This is a genomic window from Selenomonas bovis DSM 23594, assembly GCF_000381005.1.
Classification (GTDB): Bacteria; Bacillota; Negativicutes; order Selenomonadales; family Selenomonadaceae; genus Selenomonas_C; species Selenomonas_C bovis.
Genome location: NZ_KB908382.1, coordinates 39,208 through 57,016, shown reverse-complemented (window position 1 = coordinate 57,016; position 17,809 = coordinate 39,208). Strand labels below are relative to the sequence as shown.

The following is a 17,809-nucleotide window of genomic DNA, read 5'->3' as shown; positions in this document are numbered from 1 at the left end:
GAGATTTCACGTTGGTGCAGCATCGTTTTTTTGGTGATTGATATTCGTCAGCCGGCTGCGGCAACCTGAAGCTTCAGGTCGAGGGCCTGCATGAGCTTGACGAGGGTATCGAGCTTCGGCGTTGTCTGCAGCGTTTCGATACGGACGACCGAGGACTGAGGGATGCCGCACCGCTTCGCGAGGGCGCGTTGGCTGATGCCCAGTTCCTGTCTCCGCCGGATCATGGAAGAAACGATCGTGCTCACTTCTTCGATTTCTTCCATATTGCGGCGCTCTTCTTTGCTGACGGCCTTTACATGATTTTTATAGTCTTCCCAAGTTCTCATGGCTCTTCCTCCTTCTGACGGATGTAATCGTCGCGTTCCGCCTTGGCGCGAGCGATTTCCCGTTTGGGCGTTTTCTGAGATTTTTTGCGGAAATGATGGAGTAGTACATACTGATGCTCATCATAGTAGAAATAGAAGACGCGGTTGTTTCCAGGGCGCAGTTCCCAGATGTTTTCTTCGAGATGTTTCGTGATGTTGGTCGGCAGATTGGTGCCGTTCCGGGCGAGTAGGTCGATGTAGAAGAGAATCTGGTGGTACTGGATACGGGCATCTTTGCTGGTTTCACTTTTCACCCGCAGGCTTTCCAAGAAGTCCCAGACATCTGATTTGCCATGTTGATTCTCATAAAACTCAATCTTATACATCATGCTCTCCTTCGTATTCCTGCTTCGATGATAGCATGAATGCTATCAAAAGACAAGGGATACAAAGGTTTATCGGTGATAGGGAAGACGGCTGTGGGCACGAGGTGTCTGGAGATGTAAAAATCGTAGGCTATGCAGTTGCCAGTGTCTCGATCGTCTATGCAAGATCGCCTTTTTCCGGAGCGCGGCGCGTGTTATAATGAGGCGTGACGTGATATGGGCGGCGCGAGCCGCAGGCACAGACAGAGGAGAACGTATGATCAAGATGATTTTTTCCGATATGGACGGCACGCTGCTCGACGGCAGGGGACAGGTGCCGGAGGGCTTCGACGCGCTCGCGGCGGAGCTTGCCGCGCGCGGCGTGCGCTTTGCTCCCGCGAGCGGGCGGCAGTATTTCTCGCTCGCCGAGAGTTTCCCGCGCTACGAGGACGAGTTCCTCTTCCTCGCGGAGAACGGCACGAATGTCGTCTACCGGGGCGAGACGCTTTTCACATGGCCGATGGAGCAGGCAGCGGCGCATGCGATCCTCGAGGAGGTGTACGCCGCGGATCCCGGCATTTTCTGCGTGTTCTGCGGCCTGCGGGACGCCTATGCGCTCGCGGCGCAGCGCAGCGAGGAGAATGTCGCCGAGCTGCGGAAATACTATACGCACGCGGCCTGGGTGCCATCGTTCGCTGCGGTGGAGGATACGTGCGTCAAGGTGTCTTTTTTCGACGTGACGGCGCATTCCAAGGAGCGCATCGAGCCGCTCGTCGAGAAATGGCGCACCGCGCAGCAGGTCGTGCTCTCGAGCGACTACTGGCTCGACATCATGGCGCCCGGCGCGAACAAGGGCATCGCCGTGCGTGCGATGCAGAAGCACTTCGGCGTCCGGCCGGAGGAGTGCGCGGCGTTCGGCGACTATCTCAACGACCGCGAGATGCTCGGCGCTGTGGGCTATAGTTTCGCGATGGCCAACGCGCATCCCGCCGTCAAGGCGGCGGCGCGCTATGAGACGGCGAGCAACGAGGAGGGCGGCGTGCTCCTCGGCATCCGTCAGCTCATGGCGAAGGGACTTATATGAGACGAGCCGGGGACATGTGTCCGCCGGCTTTTCTCGTAGGATTTGCTGATGAAATGAGATGCCCCGGATCTGTGTGGCTGCGCTGCGCTCTTGGGAGATGCGCCGCGGCCGCAGCGGAAGCTGCGCTTTGCCGAGGGCGAGAGGCGGGAGCGGCGCACGGATTCGCTGGCGCAATGCCCCGGCGGCTGCAGGCGGTCGGGAGAAAGAGGAGGAAGAGCGAGATGAAACTCGATTACCACATGCATTTTGAGAAAGGCTCCTACGATGAAGCGTGGGCGGAGGGATTTTTCGAGGCGGCGAAGCGGCGCGGGCTTGATGAGATCGGCATCAGCGAGCACAGCCACACGTTCCCGGAGTTCGAGGCGCTTTACTACCACGACCTCATCCTCGACGACAGCTTCATCGGCACGTTCCAGAAGAAATGGCTGAAGTCGAACAAGTTCAAGTATACGCTCGACGACTATTTCCGCTTCATGGAGAAGCTCCGCAGGCGCCATCCCTCGGTCAAGACGGGCATCGAGGTCTGCAACTTCGAGGAGCAGGACAAGGTGCGCGATATCCTGCGGGACTATCCGTTCGATTACGTCATCGGCTCAGTGCATTTCCTGCGCGGCTGGGCGTACGACTCCGCGGAGATCAAGGCGGAGTGGGACCGCCATCCGCTCGAGGAGATCTATGACTGGTACGCCGAGGAGGTGGAGAAGCTCGCGGCGAGCGGTCTCTACGACGTGCTCGGTCACCCGTTCAACATCCGGCTGTTCCGCTATCTGCCGGACTTCGACGTGACGCCGTACCTCGAGCGCGTCGCGCGCGCGATGGCGAAGGCGCACATGGCCGTCGACGTCAATACGGGCACGTACTACCGCTATCCGATCGAGGAGATCTCCCCGTACCCCGACTTCATGCGCGTGGCCGCGCGCTGCGGCCTGCCCATCATCACCTCGTCCGACGCGCACAAGCCGGAGGACTGCGGCGCGTACAACGACGAGGCCGTCGCTTACGCACGGGACTTCGGCTACACGCACCTCCTGCACTTCGAGCAGCGCAAGCGCACGGAGGTGCCGCTCGGCTGAACGGCGCTGCTCTTGGTAAATCAAGAGGAAAGAAATGAGAAACGCATGCGTGAATACAGGATACAATAAAAAATAATCTAAAACCGTTGACAAAGTACAGAAGATGGAATATAATAAAGCCAGAGATAAGGAAAAGAGAAAAACGAGACAGTTTGTGAAAAGATGAGAATCGTAGTCCAAAAGTCGTAATAAGATTTCTGCATCATGCACTTGATTTTTTGGTGATGATTTCCGATAATACTTGCAAAGGAAATGGACATCAGATGAATGTCCGTACGGTTGGCAGAACGGGAGACTGAGGAGGGTCATTCCGGATGGCCAAGCAAGAATGTGAGGAGAATATCATCATGAAAGTCAGAGTTTATTCCCAGTGGATGGAAGAGGTAGAAGTACCTGTTCGCACGAAGCAGTTCACCAAGGCAGCAAGGCTCATGGGACATGCAGATTTTGCAAGCTTTGCCGCTGCAGATGACAGGGTCGGCCGTGATCGGAAGACCGCAAAATCTTCAGATCAGCAGGCAGTAGCAGAGTGGCTCGATTGCCGTGTTGTTGATAAAGTGAACGAGGGAGTTGCATGATGTGAAATGCCATGCAGGAGGGCGGCAGCGGAAGCTGGTCACGAGATATGTGGAGATACGCCCTTCCCACCGCACGAATGCAGGCAATAGATAAGGACCGTTCCTGACGAGGAGAGGCCGCTGCCGGAGCGAAGCTCAGGCAGCGGCCTCTCATATTTATTTGCCGCGCGGTTTTATATGGTGCGCATGCAAAAAGAGGCGGGATGGTTGCGAATGACAGCCGTCCCGCCTCTTTTCGTGCGCGCTTTAGGAACCGCTGATTAAATCAGTGGTTCCTTTACTCCGCGGCGCCGACGCAGTCGTTGAGGCCCTGGATGAGGGCGTCGACGTCGATGCCGTGCGCGAGTGCGCCCTGCTCGATGTTCTCGAAGTGCGCAGCTGCGCAGCCGAGGCAGCCCATGCCGGCGCTCATGAAGACTTCTGCCGTGTCCGGATATTTCTGGACGACTTCGAGGATGCTCATATCTTTTGTAATTGCCATGTTAAAACCTCCTGACAAGATTGTTGGCGAAACATTTCCGGGTATCCCAGGGACACCCTGCGGCAGAAAACCCTCATGGGGTATTCCTGCCATCTGTTTCGCATTATAGCATAGTTTCCCGTGCATTTCATTATCCGTTGTTACAAAAAAGAGAATTCTTGCAGATGTGCGCGGAGGACTGGAATTTTCCTTTGCTTCGCGCTAAAATAAGGAAGATATAAATGCTTGACAGGAGTGGTTTCTTTGGGCCTGATTGTGGGGACGGTCTTCGGGCTGCCCATCTATACGTACGGCTTGGTGGTTCTCGCGGCGGTGCTGGTCGGCGCGGCTGTCGCCTGGATGAATGTGCGCCTGCACGGCGAGCGGACGGGGACGCTGCTCGATCTCTTGCTCTTGGGGCTGCCGGCGGCGCTCGTCTGCGGCCGGCTGGGCTTCGTGCTGCATCATTTCGCTGATTATGCGAGCCATCTGCTCACGGTGCTCTGCATCTGGCAGGGCGGGCTGTCGTTCTACGGCGGGATGCTGGGCTTCCTGCTGGCGGTCGTGGCCTACAGCCTGGTCCAGGGCGTGAGCGCCTGGCACTGGCTGGATCTGCTCGTGCCGGCGTTCCTCGTGGCGGTCGCGGTGCACGAGCTGGGGATTTTCGGGATGCAGCTCACGATGGGCTCGCCGTTCCCGCCGGACCTGCCGAACGACCACACGCTCGCGGAGTATGTCGAGTATCGGTACCGGCCGATGGGCTTCCAGGATATGCTCTATTTCTTTCCCATCGCGCTCTATCAGGCGGGGCTGCAGCTGGCGGTGTTCTTGCTCGTCGCGCTGGCGGCGTTCGTCGACGGGCGGTTCCTGCACCGCCTGCGGCCCGGCTGCCTCTTCCTGCTGGGGCTGGGGCTCGCGGCAGCGGTGCGGCTCGGCTGCGGTTTTTTCTACCTGAGCTCGGATCCTGGGAGCGTGCTGCCGTTGGGGCGGCTGCTCTCCGGCGGGACGCTGCTCGCTGCCATCGCGCTCTTCGTCGTGCGGAGCCGCACGCGCCAGAGTCTGTTTTCGTGATTCCGTAAGGAGGAGTCTTCGTGATATCTTTTCGCTCCGAGGGACGTCCGCGCTGGCGGCTGCGATTGCTGCTGCTCGTGCTGCTGCTCGCGATCCCTTTCCTGCTCGCGAGCCCGAAGCCGATGACGGCGAGCATGGTCGCGGACAGCGAGAACGGCACCAAGGTGCTCGTGCTCAATTACCACAAGGTCGACAATATGAATATCTCGCTCTCTGTGCTGCCGGAGGATTTCGACCGGCAGATGAAGTATCTGAGCGAGAACGGCTACCATACGATTACGCCGGATGAGCTCTACGACAGCCTCGCAGGCAATGCCGAGCTGCCGGAGAATCCGGTGCTCATCACGTTCGACGACGGCTATGAGGACAACTACCAGAACGCCTATCCGATCCTGAAGAAATACGATTTCAAGGCGACGGTCTTCGTGATCTCGAGTTTCCTCGGCGTCTATCCGAACTACCTGACCTGGGACCAGGCGCGCGAGATGGATGAGAACGGTATCTCCATCCAGTCGCATACGGTCGATCATAAGTCCATGACCGACCTCACGGATGATGAGCTGCGCACCGAGCTCGTGGATTCGAAGAAGAAGATCGAGAAGGAGCTCGGCCACAGCGTCGACTATATGGCGTATCCGACGGGCACCTATAACCTGCACATCGCGGAGCTCGTGAAGGAGGCCGGCTACAAGGCGGCGTTCACCATCAAGTACGGCAATGTGGACAAGGCGAGCAATATCTACGCGCTGGAGCGCGTGCCGGTGTTCCATACGGAGGATACGAACAAGTCGTTCCTCGAGCGCATCCGCTATACGCCGATCTTCGAGCGTTTCGGCTGGATCAAGAGCTGAGGCAGCGCGCCCGGAGGGGCTGCGGCGCGCAGGAAACGGCGGATCGTGCCGCGCGGCGGCTGCGCTGTGTACGGCAGATCGTGCCGCGTGCGCCAGGCGAGTGGCTGCGCCGCTCGTGCAAGGTGATGAAAAAGGATGCTCCCCTCAGGCGGCGTTGCTGCCTGAGGGGAGCATCCTTCTTGTATCTTGTAGGCTGCGCGCGTCACGCCCCCGCGAAGACGAGCTCCGGTGCTTTCTCGATGAGGCCGGTTCGCGCGGCGAGTTCGTAGAAGGTGCGGAGGCCGTCGAGGTATTCCTCGGTGAGGTCCCAGTGGATGACACCGCCGAGGTAGTGGTCGAGCTCCTCGTAGGTGAAGGGCTTCTCGCCGAGGACGGAGCGGATGGCGGCGTCCTTGTGTGCGAGGCCGTAGGCGAAGCTCTCGCGGACGGCGCGGCTGACACGGGTGAGCGCTGCCGCGTCCTGCTCGGCGAAGCGCCGGCTCGCGACCCAGAGCGCATAGACCATCTTCTTGCCCGTGAGCTTCTTCCACTCGGCGCCGAGGTCGTAGACGTAGAGGCTCGGGCTCGCGTGGTGATAGAGGTAGAGCGCGTCGTCGCCGATGAAGAGCGCGGCCGTCGCGTCCTCGGGGATGGGGTGCTCGACGGAGAGGCTCTGGACGTTGTAGGTCGGCACGGCGCCATAGCCGCTCCTGAGGATGATCTTGAGCAGCGCGTGCGAGGTCGCGCTCTTGGCCGTCAGCGCGATGCGGTCGTCCTCGATCTCCTCGATGGGCTTTCTCGAGAGGAGCAGGATGCTCTCGACGGCGCCGTCGGTCGAGACGCAGGGGCCGCGCAGGATGCGCAGCTTGTCCGCGTGGCGCGCGTAGAGAATGGATGATACGTTGCTCACATCGAGGCGTCCGGCGATGAGGTCGCTGTTGAGGACGGCGGGGACGCCGCGCTCGATGGCGAGGCCGTCCGCGCCGCCGTGCGCGTAGCCGTAGGCGAGCGGCAGCACGTTGAGGAAGTCGATGTGACCGACGCGTGGCAATGGTCCTGGCATAGGCAGAATCCTCCTTGCTTGAAAAAGCCGCAACCGTTCCTGCGGCTTTTTGCTATGTAAATCCCCAAGAACGCAAGCCGTCAGGCGCAGCGTGATTGGCTGGATTTACTGTAAGGGCGATGCACAATGTCCACAAAGTGGACGTTTGTGCATGTAGTTTGTTGTCCTCTTCATTATACACGGTCGCCCGCGCATCCGCAAAGTTTCTCTTGTTCTCTCGGGAGTTTTCTCATCTGTGACGATGAGGAAGCAGGTGCTGATCACTGTGCTGCGCGATGGGGGGCGAAAACATCCTTCGCGCGGGGAACCGAACCTCTTCCGCTTTCGCTGCACTCGGCGTTCCCCGGGATGTCGCTGCCCTCCCGCGCGCCCCCAGAGGAGAAGGACAGGCTGGGGGCTATCCGCGGATTTCGATTGGATGCGAAAAAATCAGAGGGAAGGGGCGCATTTTCGCGCCGTTTATTGTATAATAGAGAGGAAACCGGAGAGAAAGGTAGGAAGCCATGTCGGTGGAACGGGAGGCCGTGATCTCGAATGAGAGCGGCATCCATGCGCGCGTCGCGGCGATGATCGTCCAGCGCGCGCGGGAGCTCAGCGAAAAGTATCATACGAAGCTCTACCTGCGCGGCACGCGCGGCGAGCGGTTCCTCATGCGCAGCATCATGAAGCTCATCGCGCTCAAGACGAGCCGCGGCGATGCGGTGTTCGTGACCGCGGAGGGCGGCGACGAGCAGCGGGCCGCGGAGGAGATGGCCGCGTTCCTCGAGGGCGACCTCGAGATGCATGAGCCGCAGGAACTCCACGAGGTGGACAAGCTGCTGCATGAGAACGCGCTCATGCAGGAGCGGCTGCAGATGATTCTCGAGGCGGTGCAGGACGGCATCTGTGTCGTGGACAAGAGCGGCCTCATCACCTATGTGAATCCGTCGTATCTGCGCATCGTCCACAAGACGATGGAGATGGTGCTCGGGCAGAACGTCTTCACGCATGCGCCGCACGGCAACCGCGTCGGCGTGCTGCGCTCGGGCGTCGCGCGCATCGGCGTCATCAGCCACAAGAAGAACGGCACGACGGTCGTCGCGAATGTCAATCCCATATTCATCGACGGCGAGATCGCGGGCGTCGTCTCGGTCATCAAGGACATCACGGAGATCCAGAACCTCATGGAGCGGCTCACACAGGTGTCCGCGCGCGCCGAGTACCTCGAGCAGGAGCTCCTGCGCACGAAGAAGACGGCCTCGGCGTTCGGTAGCTACATCGGCAAGAGCGGCAAGGTCGTCGACGTGCTCGCGCTCGCCTCGAAGGCGGCGGCGAGCTCCGCGACGGTGCTGATCCGCGGGGAGAGCGGCACGGGCAAGGAGGTCATCGCGGAGGGTATCCACTACGCGAGCTCCCGCCGCCGCGGGCCCTTCATCCGCGTGAACTGCGGCGCGATCCCGCCCGCCCTCCTGGAGTCCGAGCTCTTCGGCCATGAGAAAGGCGCGTTCACGGGGGCCGTGAAGCGCAAGCTCGGCAAGTTCGAGCTCGCGAACCACGGCACGATTTTCCTCGACGAGATCGCGGAGATGGACAAGAACATGCAGGTCAAGCTGCTGCGCGTGCTCCAGCAGAAGGAGTTCGACCGCGTGGGCGGCGAGGAGACGGTGCATGTCGATGTGCGCATCATCGCCGCGACGAACCGCGACCTCGAGCAGATGATGAAGGAAGGGGAGTTCCGCGACGACCTCTACTACCGTCTCAACGTCATCCCCATCCTGCTGCCGCCGCTTAGAGAGCGCGTCGATGACATCCCGCTGCTCGTCGAGCATTTCATCGGCAAGATCAGCGGTGAGCAGAAGAAGCCCGTGCGCGGCATCACGCCGGAGGCGATGGAGGTGCTCATGCACTACCGCTGGCCCGGCAACGTGCGCGAGCTCGAGAATGTCATCGAGCGCGTGATCACGCTCATGGACGCGACGGAGATCACCGCGAGTGCGCTGCCCTCGTATCTCAAAGGCGAAATCGCGGCGCGCGAGGTCGAGGAGAGCCGCCTCACGAGCGGCGCGGTGCTGCCGTGGCCGGAGTATGAGAAGCGTATCATCGCTTACGCGCTCGAGAAATGCGGCAGCTTCAACGCCGCGGGGCGCGCGCTCGCGCTCACGCACAAGACCGTTGCGGCGAAGGCGAGGAAGTACGGGCTTGTCGAGTGACGGCAGGCGGCGTGCTGCTTCCTCCGCGCTTGTCGGCACGGAGGTATGGTAGAAATTACCCAACCTGCGTAAAATTTACCAAGCAAATAGCGCGAGTTGGTAAAATTTACCAGAAACGATTTTCAAAAATACATTTCAAGCCGAAGAACTCATGGTAATGTTTCCGAAAAGGCTCGCTGCTGCTGGGCTTTGCAGGAATTATTATAAAAATTTCCCAGCCTGCAGGAAGTTGGCACGCTGTATGCAATATAATCAGGTATATGCATCGGCTGTGCAGCAGGCACCGCTGTTTATCTCAGGATCGCCGCGGGAAGCGGCGGATCCGCAAGTTCCTAAGAAAGAGGTATTTCAAATGACGGAAGCAAATGTAACGATCGAGAACAAGACTGGTATCCACGCTCGCCCGGCTTCGGTGTTCGTGCAGACGGCGACGAAGTTCAAGTCCAAGGTGCAGATCAAGGCGAAGGGCAAGACGGTCGATGCGAAGAGCATCCTCATGATCATGAGCATGGGCCTTGTGAAGGGCACGGATATCACGATCGTCGCGGACGGCCCGGATGAGGCTGAGGCAGTCAAGGCGCTCAAGGATCTCGTCCTTTCCAAGTTCGGCGAGGAATAATCGCATAGGGTGGGGCGCTGCCCCGCGTAGGCCCGCCTGCGTTCCGCGGACGGGCCTTTTTGCCGCATGTACAAGGGGACACATACACATACAGCTGGGGGAAAGAATTATGGCAGAGAAAATTCGTGGCAAAGGCGTTATCTCCGGTATCGCCATGGGCAAGATCATGCTCGCGGGACAGAACCTCGACGGCTATCTCGTGAGCTATCAGCCCGAGGACAAGGAGACGGAGAAGTCCAAGGCCAAGGCGGCGCTCACGGCGGTGGCCGAGCAGCTGCGTGAGGGCATCGAGAAGATGCAGAAGAACGAGAAGACAAAGGAGCAGGCGGCTATCCTCGAGGCGCACCGCATGATGGTGCAGGATCCGATGATGGCGGACAACATCGAGCAGAAGATCGACGAGCTCGGCAACGCGCCGCGCGGCGTGCTGCGCGCCTCTGAGGAGCAGGCGAAGATGTTCGAGCAGATGAACGACGAGTATTTCGCCGCGCGCGCCGTCGATCTCCGCGATGTCGGCAAGCGCATCGCGAAGTTCATCCTCGGCGTCAAGGAGCCGGAGATCGGCGATGAGAAGGTCATCCTCTGCGGCCATGAGATCGAGCCGTCGGTCATCGCCGGCATGCCGACGGAGAAGATCGCGGGCGTCCTCCTCGGCTCCGGCTCGACGACGGCGCATGCCGTCATCATCGCCAAGGCGCGCGCCATCCCGACCATCGTCGGCCTCAACAAGGAGAACCGCATCGACAAGATCGCGGACGGCGACCACGTCATCATCGACGGCGAGCGCGGCGAGATCACCATCAATCCGACGCCGGATGAGATCGCGGCCTACAGCGACAAGATCAAGAAGCAGCAGGAGCTCGCGGCGCACTACGCGGCGCTCAAGGATCTGCCGGCGGTGACGCCGGACGGCGTCAAGGTCGAGCTCATGGCGAACATCGGCACGCACATGGACGTCGACAACGCGATGAACTACGGCGCGGAGGGCGTCGGCCTGTTCCGCTCGGAGTTCGTGTTCATGGGCCGTCAGGAGATCCCGACGGAGGAGGACCAGTTCAAGGCGTACAAGGAAGCCGTCGAGAAGTGCAAGGGCAAGCTCTGCGTGATCCGCACGATGGACATCGGCGGCGACAAGCCGCTGCCGTACCTCAACATCCCGCATGAGGACAACCCGTTCCTCGGCTACCGCGCCGTGCGCATCAGCCTGCAGCGCAAGGATCTCTTCCTGCCGCAGCTCAAGGCCATCCTGCGCGCGGGCGTCTACGGCAAGGTTGCCATCATGATCCCGATGATCATCAACGTCAACGAGTTCAAGGAGGTCAAGGCGCGCATCGAGGACGCCAAGGCCGAGCTCGTCCACGAGGGCAAGAGTTACAGCGACGATGTGCAGGTCGGCATCATGGTCGAGACGCCGTCGGCGGCCGTCATGACGCCGGTGCTCGCGAAGTATGTGGACTTTTTCTCCATCGGCACGAACGATCTCGTGCAGTACACGCTCGCCTGCGACCGCGGCAACGCGAACATCTCGTATCTCTACAATCATTTCAACCCGTCGGTGCTGCGCCTCATCCAGCGCACGATCCAGAGCGCGCGCGACAACGGCATCTGGGCCGGCATGTGCGGCGAGATGGCATCCGATCCCTACGCGGCTGTGCTGCTCATGGGCATGGGCATCCACGAGCTCTCTATGAGCGCGCCGAGCATCCCGCGCGTCAAGGAGATGCTGCGCAAGACTTCCTCGGTCAAGGCGAAGGAAGTCCTCGCCGACGTCATGAAGCTCGAGGACGGCGACGAGATCCGCGAGTATCTGCATAAGGTGCTCTGAGTTCTCACGGGACAGGCGCACGCGCCGCTGTGGTGATGCGTGTGTGCCGGTTGGAAAACTCAAGGAAGCGCAGATCTTTCTGAGAAAGGCGGCTTGCTGACAATCTTGCGTCAGCGGGCCGCCTTTTTGCGTGCTTTTGCTGCCGGGATGGTTTGCCGGGCGCGGCGCGGGGCAAGAGGCGGAGGGCTCGCGGCTTCGGGAAGAGGCGGCAGGGGCTTGCGGGCGGCGTGGGCGCATTGTGCATTTTGGTTGCGTTTTTCTCTGGCTGGTCGTATACTATGGGTATTATCAGCTGTCTTGACAGCTCGGCGCGGCCGCGTCTTGTCTGGGCGGTGTATGGCAGGGGAGAATCGTATGGAAGATATCATAGAGGAAATCGAGCGTCTGAAGCGGGAGCGGAAAGCGGTGATTCTGGCGCATCTTTATCAGCCGGAGGAGATCCAGGAGATTGCGGATTTCACGGGGGATTCGTTCGGCTTGTCGCGGCAGGCGGCGCGGACGGATGCCGAGGTGATCGTGTTCTGCGGGGTGCGGTTCATGGCGGAGACGGCGAATATCCTTTCGCCGGAGAAGGTGACGCTGCTGCCGGCGGCGGACGCGACGTGCCGGATGTTCACGGATACGCTGACGGATGAGGTGCGGCGCGCACGCGCGGCGCATCCCGATGCGGTGTTCGTGGCGTATGTGAATACGCCGGCGGCGGTGAAGGCGATGGCGGATATCTGCTGCACGTCGTCGAACGCGGCGGCGGTGGTGGCGTCGATCCCCGAGGATCGGGAGATCGTGTTCCTGCCGGATGGGAATCTCGGCTCGTTCGCGGAGGCGCAGACGGGGCGGCAGATGATCTGCTGGCACGGCGGCTGTCCGACGCATATGGGGCTGACGGAGGCGGATATCGAGGCGGCGCGCGCGGCGTATCCGGGCGCGCCGGTGCTGATGCATCCCGAGTGCCGGCCGCCGGTGCGCGCGCTCGCCGACTATGTCGGCAGCACGACGGGCATCGTGAAGTACGCGATGGAGAGCGAGGCGGAGGATTTCATCATCGCGACGGAGGAGGGGGTGCTCTATGAGCTTGCGGAGCGCTGCCCGGAGAAAAAGTTTCATCTCGCGTCGCGTCATCTGCTCTGCGTGAATATGAAGAAGACGACGCTCGAAAAGGTGCGCGACGCGCTCAAGACGCTCACGCCGCGCGTCGTGGTGCCGGAGGAGATCCGGGAAAAGGCGGTGACGGCGCTCACGAGGATGCTGGAGATTGCGCCGGTGAAGAAGTGAGTGTTGTGGCGGCGGGAGCGGTTCGAGGCATTTGGTAGTTCGAGGCGGGGGTTGTTCGAGACTGGATGGTGTTCGAGTCGGTGACGGCAGCGGGTGTCGGCCGACTCACTCCGCGGTTTGCTCTCGTCGGCAAAGGGGACAGAGGAATGCCTGAGGGAGGTCGGGCCTCCAAATAGGCAAACCGCTGCGTTCGCTGTCCGGCACCCGCTGCCTGGGCGTACGGAGTGGCTGGATGGTTCGAGGTGGGGACTGTTCGAGGCTGGAGACGGTTCGAGACTGGATGGTGTTCGAGTCGGTGACGGCAGCGGGTGTCGGCCGACTCACTCCGCGGTTTGCTCTCGTCGGCAAAGGGGACAGAGGAATGCCTAAGGACGGTCGGGCCTCCGAATAGGCAAACTGCTGCGTTCGCTGTCCGACACCCGCTGCCTGGGCGTACGGAGTGGCTGGATGGTTCGAGGTGGGGACTGTTCGAGGCTGGTCGGTTCGAGGCCGGATGGTTCGAGGCGGTGCGGTCCGCCGCCTTGGGGTTGGATATCAATATAAATGTGAATATGAATGGTTCTATGTGATATATGAGGAAAGAAGCTGGAATCGATGCAACGGTATTTGATGAATTTCGATACGCGCAGCCTGCCGCGGTACGAGGCGGATGCGCTGGTGATCGGCTCTGGTGTGGCGGGGCTGACGGCGGCCTGGCATCTGGCGCGGGCGGGGAAGTCTGTGCTGCTCGCGGTGCGCGATACGCTGTTTGACAGCAATACGAACAAGGCGCAGGGCGGCATCGCGGCGTCGTTCGGCAGCGATGATAATCCTGCGCTGCATCTGGAGGATACGCTGGTGGCGGGCGCCGGGCTGACGGATCGGGATATCGCCAAGCTGGTCGTGACGGAGGGGCCGGAGGATATCCGGTTGCTCGCGGCGCACGGGGCGGAGTTCGACCGCACGGCGGATGGGCGGCTCGCACTCGGGCGCGAGGGGTGTCACTGCCGCCACCGCATCGTTCATGCGCATGGCGATGCGACGGGCGCGGAGGTGGCGCGCGCGCTCAACGCGATGGTAGCGCAGGAGGTGCGCGTGCGGCCGCTCGAGCATTGTTATGTGGTGGATCTGCTCGTGCATGAGGGGCGCGTCTATGGCGCGACCGCGCTGCTTGATGGAAAGAAGGTGGTGCTGCGCGCGCGGGCCACGGTGCTCGCGACGGGCGGCACGGGGCGGCTTTTCAGCAAGACGACGAATCCTGAGGGCGCGACGGGCAGCGGGCTCGCGATGGCCTGGCGCGCGGGCGCCGAGGTGATGGATATGGAGTTCGTGCAGTTCCATCCGACGGCGCTCGCGCTCGAGGGGTGCCCGAATTTCCTGATTTCGGAGGCGGTGCGCGGCGCGGGCGCGGTGCTGAGGAACGGCAAGGGCGAGCGGTTCATGCCGAAGTATCATCCGATGGCGGAGCTCGCGCCGCGCGATGTGGTGGCGCGCTGCATTTTCAAGGAGATGCAGGAGAGCGGCATGGATCACGTGTTCCTCGACGCGACGGGGATCGGCGATGCGGCGCAGAAGTTCCCGATGATCGCGGAGACGTGCCGCCAGTATGGTGTGGATATCGAGCGGGATTTCATCCCGATCGCGCCGGCGGCGCATTATATGATGGGCGGCGTGCATACGGATGCGCACGGGCGCACGAATCTCGCGGGGCTGTATGCCTGCGGGGAGGCGGCGTGCACGGGGCTGCAGGGCGCGAACCGGCTCGCGAGCAATTCGCTGCTCGAAGGGCTGGTGTTCGGCCGGCGCGCGGCGGAGGATATTGTGGCGGCTGCGACGTGCGCTGAGACGCAGGCTGCGCCGCGGGCGGCGTTCTGCGCGGAGCTGTTTTTCGAGGAGCACGGGCTGCGCGAGGCGGCGTTTTCGGATACGGCGCGGCTGAACCGGGAGACGCAGGTGCTGATGACGCAGTATCTGGGCATCCGCCGGTATGCGCCGGGCATCCTGAAGGCGATCCAGGAGCTTTCGCGGCTGTCGTCGCTGCGCGAGGGGTATGCGGCGGAGTCGGCGGAGGAGCTCGATCTGCGCGGGCGGCTCGCTGCGGATCTCCTGATCGCGCGGGCGGCGCTGCGCCGCAGGGAGAGCCGCGGGGCGCATTACCGCATGGATTATCCGGAGAAGAGTGAGAAGTGGCGCCATCATGTGCTCGATGTGAAGGATGAGCAGGTGGCGCTCGATGAGGAAAAGGGAGATATGAGCGATGGAAATGATGTTTGGTCTGGACGAGCGCTTGCGGTCATGGCTTGAGGAGGATGTCGGCAGCGGCGATCTCACGACGAATGCCATCGTGGGGCCGGAGATGGAGGCGACGGGCATCGTGCACGCGAAGGATACGGGCGTGCTCGCGGGTGTGTTTGCGGCGCGCCGGGTGTTCGAGCTCCTGGAGCCGGGGATTTCCTTTACGGCGAAGCTTGAGGATGGGGCGAAGCTCGCGCCGGGGTCGGTGATCGCGGAGGTGCATGGCACGGCGCGCGCTGTGCTGACGGGCGAGCGGCTCGCGCTGAATCTGCTCCAGCATATGTCGGGGGTCGCGACGCGGACGGCGCGGCTCGCGGCGATTGCGGCGCCGTATGGGGCGCGGCTGGTCGATACGCGGAAGACGACGCCGGGGCTGCGGCTGCTCGATAAGTATGCGGTGCGCGTGGGCGGCGGCAGCAATCACAGGCTGGGGCTCTACGATGCGATGCTCATCAAGGATAATCATATCCAGGTGGCGGGCGGCATCCGCGAGGCGCTCGCGCGGGCGCGGGCGTATGCGAGCCATATGACGAAGATCGAGATCGAGGTGGAGGATCTCGCGGGGGTGCGTGAGGCGCTCGCGGGCGGCGCGGATGTCATCATGCTGGATAATATGGCGCCGGAGATGATGCGCGAGGCGGTCGAGATCATCGATCACCGCGCGGTGGTCGAGGCGTCGGGCGGCATCGATGAGACGACGCTCGCGGCGGCGGCCGCCGCCGGGGTGGATGTCATCTCGGTCGGCGCGCTCACGCATAGTGTGAAGGCGCTCGATATCAGCATGGATATCGGGAGAATCAAATAGAGCGAAATAGGGCGCTTGCGGGCGCAAAAAAAGCGAGCCGGACGGCTGCACACGGAGATGTGCGGGCGGTCGGCTCGTTTTTTTGCGTTGGTGAGTGGGGGGGATGATTCGTGGCGGGCTGGGGTTCGAGGCAGACGGACGGCTGGTGTCAGCCGACTCGCTCCGTGCTGCGCTCTCGTCGGCGATAAAGGATGAGGATGTGATGGGGGCTTGTCGTGCCTCCGAATAGGCTCCGCGCTGCGCTCGCTGTCTGACACCAGCCGTCCTGATCGCAGGTCGCAGAGGAAATGGTTAGAGGCGGGCAGGGGGTCGAGGCGGGCAGCCGACGGGCGGCGGCCGATGGGGCGCGGGGTAGGGGCGTTCGAGGCGGGCTGGGGTTCGAGGCAGGCAGCCGACGGGCGGCGGCCGACTCGCTCCGCGGTTCGCTCTCGTCAGCAATATAGACAGAGGATATGATGGAGACTTGTCGTGCTTCCGAATAGGCGAACCGCTGCGCTCGCTGTCCGTCGCCCGTCGGCTGCTGATGGGGCGCGAGGTGGGGAGCGTTCGAGGCGGGCTAGGGTTCGAGGTAGGCAGCTGCCGGGCGGCGGCCGACTCGCTCCGCGGTTCGCTCTCGTCAGCAATAAAGACAGAGGATATGATGGAGGCTTGTCGTGCTTCCGAATAGGCGAACCGCTGCGCTCGCTGTCCGCCGCCCGTCGGCTGCTGATGGGGCGCGAGGTGGGGAGCGTTCGAGGCGGGCTGGAGTTCGAGGCAGGCGGACGGCTGGTGTCAGCCGACTTGCTCCGCGCTGCGCTCGCTGTCTGACACCAGCCGCCCTGGACGAAGGTCGTAGGAGGTGGTTCGAGGCAGTCAGGTGATCCAGAGGTGGCAGCCCGTGCGACTGAGGAGGAGAGGAGGAAATGGGGCGGCGGCTTACCGCAGCAGGAAGAAGAGGATGGGGAAGATGATGAGGAGGAAGGCGGCGGTGGTGACGAGGAAGCTGGCGGCGGGGAGGTTGACGTTGAGGCGGTAGAGGCGGGCGGAGAGGACGGCGTTGATGGCGGTGGGGGCGAAGGAGAGGATGATGATGGTGTTGCGAAGGATCGGGTCGAGGGGGAGGAGCGTGGCGAGGAGGAGGGTGGCGGCGGGGGTGATGAGGAAGCGCAGGGCGGTGAGGCTGTGGATGTGTGGGAGGTAGCGCCGCGTGGTGCGGAGGTCGATGAAGAAGCCGACGGGGAGCATGGCGGACCAGGCGCCGATGTGGACGAGGCTTTGGAAGAGTGTGCCGAGGGGCGCGGGGCGTTCGATGCCGAGGGCGTTGAGGGTGAGGCCCGCGGCCATGCCGAGGACGCAGAGCTGGTTCGGGCTGAGGAACATGTCGCGCAGGCTCCTGAGGCGGCTGGTCTGCCGGAGGCTGCCGGTGGCTTTCATATGGTAGTATTGGGCGATGGGGAAGACGACGATGCAGAGGAGGAAGTTCTGGATGGTTGCGACGAGCTGGGCGTAGGCGAAGCCTTGCTCGTTGTAGAGGATGAAGGCGCAGACGCCGCCTAAGGTGCCGAGGTTCGCGAGGAGGGCGCTGCCCATGTAGGCGCCGCGGTCGAGGGGGCTTTTGAGGCGGCGCGCGAAGAGCTCGTAGCCGATGAGGCCGGGGAAGAGGACGAGGAAGCAGCCGAAGAGCGGGGCGATGAGGAGGCTGCGGTCGAGTGGCAGCACCCAGAAGGCGAGCAGCGCGAGCAGGGTGTTGACGATGATGATGTTGAAGCGGATGAGGCAGTCGTTGACGCGCTGCGAGAGCAGGTGATGCTGCTTGAGGAAATAGCCGCAGGCGAGCGGCGCGACGAGGTCCGTGAGGACGAAGAGGATGCGGAGCATGGAGAGACCTTCTTTCTTTGCGGCACGCCGCCGCTGGCGGCGGCTCCCTGCGCGCTTGGTAGGCAGGAGGCGGCGTGGCTTTGGTGATGAATCCTTTCCATTATATGCCGGGTTTCCGTGTGTTTTTATTAAAAAGCGG

The 17,809-nt window shown here is 62.1% G+C and carries 16 protein-coding genes; 11 read left to right on the top strand and 5 right to left on the bottom strand.

Features of this window, described 5'->3' with window-relative positions:
• Nucleotides 1-47: 47 nt before the first annotated feature.
• Together F599_RS0103830 and F599_RS0103825 are read right to left on the bottom strand one after the other, a co-directional pair.
• A complete protein-coding gene (locus F599_RS0103830; RefSeq protein ID WP_019542211.1) occupies nt 48-326 on the bottom strand; it encodes a helix-turn-helix domain-containing protein in 279 nt (92 codons plus the stop codon).
• Complete coding sequence (locus F599_RS0103825; RefSeq protein ID WP_244869327.1) at nt 323-694, bottom strand: type II toxin-antitoxin system RelE/ParE family toxin; 372 nt, start codon at nt 692-694, stop codon at nt 323-325. Before F599_RS0103825 ends, F599_RS0103830 begins: the two co-directional genes overlap by 4 nt.
• Nucleotides 695-947: 253 nt before the next feature.
• On the opposite strand from F599_RS0103825, the gene F599_RS0103820 reads away from it, so the two are divergent.
• The 3 genes from F599_RS0103820 to F599_RS0103810 all read left to right on the top strand — a co-directional run bounded on the left by F599_RS0103820 (nt 948) and on the right by F599_RS0103810 (nt 3,405).
• Nucleotides 948-1,754 (top strand): HAD family hydrolase, encoded by an 807-nt coding sequence (locus tag F599_RS0103820; protein WP_019542209.1) that lies wholly within the window; start codon nt 948-950, stop codon nt 1,752-1,754.
• A gap of 221 nt (nt 1,755-1,975) precedes the next feature.
• Nucleotides 1,976-2,827, top strand: coding sequence for a PHP domain-containing protein (locus tag F599_RS0103815; protein WP_019542208.1), 852 nt, complete (start codon nt 1,976-1,978; stop codon nt 2,825-2,827).
• A 314-nt stretch (nt 2,828-3,141) separates the two neighbouring features.
• Complete coding sequence (locus F599_RS0103810; protein ID WP_019542207.1) at nt 3,142-3,405, top strand: hypothetical protein; 264 nt, start codon at nt 3,142-3,144, stop codon at nt 3,403-3,405.
• Between the two features lie 277 nt (nt 3,406-3,682).
• Here the strand turns inward: F599_RS0103810 and F599_RS0103805 are convergent, their stop codons facing one another.
• Nucleotides 3,683-3,886, bottom strand: coding sequence for a DUF1858 domain-containing protein (locus F599_RS0103805; RefSeq protein WP_019542206.1), 204 nt, complete (start codon nt 3,884-3,886; stop codon nt 3,683-3,685).
• A 243-nt stretch (nt 3,887-4,129) separates the two neighbouring features.
• Here F599_RS0103805 and F599_RS0103800 point away from each other — a divergent pair, with 243 nt between their 5' ends.
• Complete coding sequence (locus F599_RS0103800; RefSeq protein ID WP_019542205.1) at nt 4,130-4,936, top strand: prolipoprotein diacylglyceryl transferase family protein; 807 nt, start codon at nt 4,130-4,132, stop codon at nt 4,934-4,936.
• Nucleotides 4,937-4,956: 20 nt separating this feature from the next.
• Nucleotides 4,957-5,787, top strand: a complete 831-nt coding sequence (locus F599_RS0103795) for a polysaccharide deacetylase family protein (RefSeq protein WP_019542204.1) — start codon at nt 4,957-4,959, stop codon at nt 5,785-5,787.
• A 202-nt stretch (nt 5,788-5,989) separates the two neighbouring features.
• Here F599_RS0103795 and F599_RS0103790 read toward each other — a convergent pair whose 3' ends face one another.
• A complete protein-coding gene (locus F599_RS0103790; RefSeq protein ID WP_033369040.1) occupies nt 5,990-6,829 on the bottom strand; it encodes a menaquinone biosynthetic enzyme MqnA/MqnD family protein in 840 nt (279 codons plus the stop codon).
• Nucleotides 6,830-7,332: 503 nt separating this feature from the next.
• Between F599_RS0103790 and F599_RS0103785 the strand changes: the two genes are divergently transcribed.
• The 6 genes from F599_RS0103785 to nadC all read left to right on the top strand — a co-directional run bounded on the left by F599_RS0103785 (nt 7,333) and on the right by nadC (nt 15,813).
• Nucleotides 7,333-9,018 carry an HPr family phosphocarrier protein gene (locus tag F599_RS0103785; RefSeq protein WP_020700481.1) on the top strand — a complete coding sequence of 562 codons (1,686 nt, stop codon included), beginning with the start codon at nt 7,333-7,335 and terminating at the stop codon, nt 9,016-9,018.
• Nucleotides 9,019-9,370: 352 nt separating this feature from the next.
• Nucleotides 9,371-9,637 (top strand): HPr family phosphocarrier protein, encoded by a 267-nt coding sequence (locus F599_RS0103780; protein ID WP_019542201.1) that lies wholly within the window; start codon nt 9,371-9,373, stop codon nt 9,635-9,637.
• A 109-nt stretch (nt 9,638-9,746) separates the two neighbouring features.
• The gene (ptsP, locus tag F599_RS0103775) at nt 9,747-11,462 is read left to right on the top strand and encodes a phosphoenolpyruvate--protein phosphotransferase (RefSeq protein ID WP_019542200.1); all 1,716 of its coding nucleotides are present in this window, start codon (nt 9,747-9,749) and stop codon (nt 11,460-11,462) included.
• A gap of 354 nt (nt 11,463-11,816) precedes the next feature.
• Nucleotides 11,817-12,734 (top strand): quinolinate synthase NadA, encoded by a 918-nt coding sequence (nadA, locus tag F599_RS0103770; RefSeq protein WP_019542199.1) that lies wholly within the window; start codon nt 11,817-11,819, stop codon nt 12,732-12,734.
• A gap of 594 nt (nt 12,735-13,328) precedes the next feature.
• Nucleotides 13,329-15,017, top strand: coding sequence for an L-aspartate oxidase (locus tag F599_RS0103765; RefSeq protein ID WP_051081658.1), 1,689 nt, complete (start codon nt 13,329-13,331; stop codon nt 15,015-15,017).
• Complete coding sequence (nadC, locus tag F599_RS0103760; RefSeq protein ID WP_020700480.1) at nt 14,971-15,813, top strand: carboxylating nicotinate-nucleotide diphosphorylase; 843 nt, start codon at nt 14,971-14,973, stop codon at nt 15,811-15,813. The genes F599_RS0103765 and nadC overlap by 47 nt, the downstream gene beginning before the upstream one ends.
• Before the next feature lie 915 nt (nt 15,814-16,728).
• Here nadC and F599_RS0103755 read toward each other — a convergent pair.
• Nucleotides 16,729-17,670 (bottom strand): AEC family transporter, encoded by a 942-nt coding sequence (locus F599_RS0103755; protein ID WP_019542196.1) that lies wholly within the window; start codon nt 17,668-17,670, stop codon nt 16,729-16,731.
• Nucleotides 17,671-17,809 lie beyond the last annotated feature (139 nt).